This is a genomic window from Prevotella sp. 885 (assembly GCF_002265625.1).
GTDB lineage: Bacteria > Bacteroidota > Bacteroidia > Bacteroidales > Bacteroidaceae > Prevotella.
Window position 1 is genome coordinate 1 of sequence record NZ_NOVE01000097.1, and the last position, 4003, is coordinate 4003.

The window sequence follows — 4003 nt, forward strand, 5'->3', positions numbered from 1 at the left end:
ACGAATATCGGTTCTGTCACCTGGTCTCAGCTCGTTTTCGTCAAGGTATATGTGAACAAGCTTTGTTTCTTTCTTTTGCTCTACAAACACGTCTTTAAGGTCGAACCAATCCAGCATGTGTTCGGGCAAAAGACATTCTGCAAGGAGTCTATACTTTTCCATATTTATCCGTTCTTTGACTTTATAAACGGACAATATAGTGTTTTTATTGTACTACGATATCCACACACTTTTTCCAGTGGTCCGAAAAGTATCCATACTCCCATGGATAACATTCCATTCTTAATGTGTCTATCCATATTGTATCGTTTTAAATTGTTAGTTATTGAAACGGCTATTTACTGATGCAAATGTATATAAAATTATCAGAAAAACAAATAGGTAGGAATGAAAATCTCAATTATTATTTGTAAATTTGCTACATCATAATATAAATAATGTCAACCCGTTAAAACATTTCCACCCATGAGATATCTTGACCCAAAAGCCGACCTTACATTCAAGAAGATATTCGGTGAGCATAAGGACTTGCTTATCAGTCTGCTTAATGCCCTGCTGCCATTGGCAGATGACGAGCAGATTGAGAGCGTGGAATATATCTCGCCGGAGCTTGTGCCCGACACGTACGTAGGCAAGAACAGTATTGTGGACGTAAGATGTCGTGACGTAAAGAACAGGCAGTTTATTGTGGAGATGCAAATGTTGTGGACTGAAGCATTCAAGCAGCGTGTGCTGTTCAATGCTTCCAAGGCTTTTGTGCGTCAGCTTGACAAGAAGCGTAAGTATGAGTTTTTGCAACCAGTCTACTCGCTCAATCTTGTCAATGAGATTTTCATGAAAGAATATCCCGATGAGTTTATCCATAACTATAATGTTGTGCACGAATTGCATAGCGATGAAGTGATAGAGGGACTGCATTTCACATTCGTGGAGCTTCCTAAATTCCAGGCACATTCCGTCAAGGAAAAGAAAATGGCTGTGCTGTGGCTCAGATTCCTGACAGAAATTGACGAACATACAAAGGAAGTGCCGCAAGAACTGCTGGACAATCCCGATACATCCAAAGCCTTAAAGGCTGTAGAGGAATCTGCTATGTCAAAAGACGAACTTCTTGCTTACGATGACTTTTGGGACAAATTAGGTGCTGAACGCTTATTGGTAGTTGATTCCAATAGGAGAAGCATGGAGGAAGGCAGGGCGGAAGGACTTGCAAAAGGCAGGGCGGAGGGACGTAAAGAAGGTTTAGTAGAAGGTCTTGCCAAGGGACGAGCTGAAGTAGCACGTAATCTACTGAACATGGGAATGTCAATTGAAGACATCTCTAAAGCGACGGGAATATCTAAAGACGAAATAGAGCAATATTCTTTATAGGAGGAAGAAATATCGGTCAAGCAAAGAGCTGTCATTCATTGATTAGCCTTGCTTGACCGTTTTTTTTATCACTCCACTCTCCACTCCGTGATGTTTCGTTCGTCTTTGACATCGAAGCCGATTCCAACCTTTACAATTTTCTTGTCGCTCATGGCAAAAGCGTCGGCATAATGGTTTGCGTTTATCTGGGCAAGAGCCTCATCGGCTGTCTTGCCGAATTTCAGTTCCATTATGTAGATGTGGTCCTGTGTCTCCATTGTTATGTCGGTACGACCCTTAGCCGTCCGTTGCTCCACAAGGATGCGATAATCTGTAAGAAGGGCGAATATGATGTAGAGCATCTGCTGATAATGTCCCTCATATTTGGTGTTCTCGCAATATGGAACAGTAGCAAGGAAGGTCTGAAGCAGATTTAATGCTCCGTCAATATCGCCATTCTTTATCAAAACAGACATTTGGGCTATGGCTACCTTTCCCTTCTGCGAACTTCGCAACAGGTAGTTGGGCAGCAGACTCTTAAACAACCCTATGCGTATTTCCTTGTTAGGAATACCCAATTCATAGAGATTGGTTGCTTTGTCATAGTCCTTGATAGTAATATATCCACTCTGATAAAGCAGAGGTACTATCGATTCCATCGTTTCTGTGGGAGCGTCAAAGTCGGATACGTCAGCCATCTCCCTTTCGCCTATCTCTATTGGAGTAGTGCCAAACTTGCGTATCATCTCTATAAGGAACGTCGGTGTGCCTGAGCCGAACCAATAGGAACCTATACTCTGCTTTGAGAAACAATTCAGCAGACTGTAAGGATTGAATATGTCAGGCGACGGCCATGTGAAATGGTAACCGTCGTAGTTATATTTCAGCGTTTCTATTGTTTTCTCACGAGTCAACTCCAATTTGTCTGCAAGACGGTCAATATCTGCCGACATCTCGCTGAGCAACTCTTCTTCTGTAATTCCACAAATTCCGGCATATTCCTCATCCATGCTTATATTGTTGATGTTGTTCAGTTCGCTGAAGATGCTGAGTTGCGAGAATTTTGTGATACCCGTCAGGAACACGAAGCGCAACATCGGCTCACACTGCTTCAACGGACTGTAGAAGTTGCGCATAAGATATCGCAAGCTTTCAAGCCGCTCGTCCTGATGAACCACATCCAGCAACGGAGCGTCATACTCGTCAATAAGCACAACCACTTGCTTGCCGGTCTTCTTATAGACGGAAGAGATGAGATTTGCAAGGCGCACATTGGCATCCACAGCGTCACACTCGATGCCGAACCTGCGTTCGTTTTCTTTAAGAATATAGTCAAGATACCTGTTCAGCTGGTCTTCCTCCTGATGTTTTCCACCAGAAAGATCGAAACAGAGCACGGGATATTCCGTCCACTCCTTTTCCAACTTTTCCATTGCCAACCCCTTGAAGAGTTCCTTGCGACCCTCAAAATAGCTCTGCAATGTAGAGACAAGAAGCGACTTGCCGAATCTGCGCGGGCGACTCAAGAACACGTATGCACTATCTGTATGCACCATGTTATATATATACTCTGTCTTGTCCACATAAAAACGGTTTTCTGTGCGTATCCGCTCAAATGTCTGTATGCCTAAAGGATATAGTTTTCTTGCCATACTCATGAGTTGTTTTCTATTACGATGCGAATATACAAAAAATAACTGACAAATCATTTAAAGGGCATACAAATATCGTTATGGTGCGCTAAATCACGATATTGCTACGCAGCTCTATACATAACAAGCCAATGTATAATCTTTGGGCGGTGACATATTATAAAGAGATACGTCTATCAAAAAACCACAGCTGCATAGAACGCAGCTGTGGATCATAATTGTCTATTACATATTGCTTGATGGCGTAATTATAACTGTTTCTTCATTATAATATGTATAAGAATAATCTTTTTCTTTTTGTGTTATTGCACATTTCATAATATGTTTACCTATTTTTTTGTCAGTTAGCTTAAACTCGTTAATATACGGGAAAGTAGAGGATTCTCCGATAAGTTCATCATCAAAGTATAACTTGATGGAGGTCTTCTTGCTGCATTTCTTACCTTTAAAAGATTTCACTATACTTTTAACCGTTTCACCTAATTCATAGTCTTTTCTTCCTGACATCAATTTAAAATAAGTAAAGCACTCATCATCTTTAATTGTCGTAAAATTGCTAAAAGAGTGGTTATAATAATTTGTCCTATTTGCAGCATTACGATACTTTATAGAAACAGTCCATGAATGTGGTTCCGTATCTTTATGTACGACTTGCGTATCCCAAATAAATGGAGCAGTCGTTTTTGTCAAGACAAGCTTCCCGTCCCAATAATAATCAACTTTTTCAATCTTTGTTCCTTGGGAAGAACGCTCTTCGTTTAAAATCGGATTCACATACAAAGTACCTCCGTCTTCTACTTGGTTATAGTCTATGTAGAAATCAACGAAATCACTTACAATATTGTTCTCTGACACTACAAAATCGTCTTTTAATGGCTCATCCGATAAAGTCCGTGGCATCCCTACCCAAATATCAACGATACACGATAGAAAAAGAACGGTATGTCCCTAACTCCACGCAGTTGGCCTCTAAATGCCTTAAGCTTGGAGTTGAGTGATTC

At 40.9% G+C, this 4003-nt stretch carries 3 protein-coding genes; 1 reads left to right on the forward strand and 2 read right to left on the reverse strand.

Going from position 1 to position 4003, the window contains the following annotated elements; genetic code table 11:
• Nucleotides 1–465 precede the first annotated feature (465 nt).
• Nucleotides 466–1371 carry an Rpn family recombination-promoting nuclease/putative transposase gene (locus CHL74_RS14905; protein ID WP_094881966.1) on the forward strand — a complete coding sequence of 302 codons (906 nt, stop codon included), beginning with the start codon at nt 466–468 and terminating at the stop codon, nt 1369–1371.
• 68 nt (nt 1372–1439) lie between these two features.
• Here the strand turns inward: CHL74_RS14905 and CHL74_RS14910 are convergent, their stop codons facing one another.
• Nucleotides 1440–3008, reverse strand: a complete 1569-nt coding sequence (locus CHL74_RS14910) for an ATP-binding protein (RefSeq protein ID WP_094881967.1) — start codon at nt 3006–3008, stop codon at nt 1440–1442.
• A 219-nt stretch (nt 3009–3227) separates the two neighbouring features.
• Nucleotides 3228–3902 (reverse strand): hypothetical protein, encoded by a 675-nt coding sequence (locus CHL74_RS14915; RefSeq protein ID WP_094881968.1) that lies wholly within the window; start codon nt 3900–3902, stop codon nt 3228–3230.
• Nucleotides 3903–4003: the final 101 nt, after the last annotated feature.